The organism is Pseudoalteromonas sp. SG44-5 (assembly GCF_014164175.1).
GTDB lineage: Bacteria > Pseudomonadota > Gammaproteobacteria > Enterobacterales > Alteromonadaceae > Pseudoalteromonas > Pseudoalteromonas nigrifaciens.
This window is the reverse complement of sequence record NZ_JACJES010000052.1, coordinates 1-1180: the sequence shown is the minus strand read 5'-3', so window position 1 is coordinate 1180 and position 1180 is coordinate 1. Positions and strand designations below refer to the sequence as shown.

Here is a 1180-nt window from a genome sequence, read left to right as displayed (position 1 = left end):
GAAGTGGGTGCATTGCAAACGGAATTAACCCGCATTGCAGAAACTACATCGTTTGGTGGTCAAAGTTTATTGAACGGCTCGTTTGGTAGTAAAGGGTTTCAGGTTGGTTCAAACGCTGCAGAAACTATTACTATGTCACTTGGTGATATTAGTGCTGACAAGTTAGGCACAACTACTCGAGCAACAATGGCAGGTACGTTTGATGATGGAGGTATTGCTAAATTAGCTGCTGAGGGAGCTACTTTATCATTTGAGCACACTGATTTAGATGGAGCCACGAGATCAATTGAAGTAGATTTAAGTAACGTAACGGATCATGATTCTTTGGCATCTGCTTTAAATGCATCATTAAATGGCTTAGGTGTTGAGGCAACAGCAGCGGGTGCTTTCGGTTCGAGTAGTACTGTAACTCTTAGTGGTAGTATATTAAGTGGTGAAACTTTAACAGCAGCAGCTTTTGAAATTGATGGGACTACAGCAATTGCTCCAAGTGTTGCGGTAGCTGTCTCTGCGACTACAGCTGATACAAAAGTTGACGATATAGATATAAGTACAGCGGTAGGCTCTAGCAACGCACTAGCTATTATTGACAATGCTTTAGGTGAAATTAATGAAAGCCGTGCTGATTTAGGTGCATTACAAAATCGTTTTGGCCATACAATCAGCAACCTTGCTAATATTCAAGAAAACGTATCTGCTTCACGTAGCCGTATTCAAGATACCGACTTTGCGACAGAAACTGCTAACATGACGAAGAACCAAATATTACAACAAGCAGGTACGTCAATTTTGTCGCAAGCGAACCAGTTACCACAAGCAGCACTTAGCTTACTAGGTTAAAAATTTAAAGTAGCCGTTAAATATTTATTAACTAAACATTTACTAAAGGAGTTGAGCTTTGCTCAGCTCCTTTTTTTGTTTTAGCCGAAAACATAAAGCTTATGGGCAGCCTGGCTATAAGTATAAACACTGTTACTTACACAAATTACTTTACTTCAATAAATTACAAAATAATGACTGATTTTTAAAATTAATTACGTATTTTTCTAATTAACCCTAAAGAAATTACTTATCCTGCCGTTAACTTAATTAGTACAGAGCTTGAGCATACAATTGTGATAGCTTTTGGTTAAATTAAAATAGCAACATTACGAAAGTAATCAGGAGTTTTATCATGGCT

Annotated in this window: 1 protein-coding gene; it reads left to right on the top strand. The window is 37.7% G+C overall.

Features of this window, described 5'->3' with window-relative positions:
* Nucleotides 1–840 (top strand): flagellin (locus tag H5079_RS18105; RefSeq protein WP_259398069.1); only part of this gene is annotated, 840 nt, incomplete at its 5' end.
* Nucleotides 841–1180 lie beyond the last annotated feature (340 nt).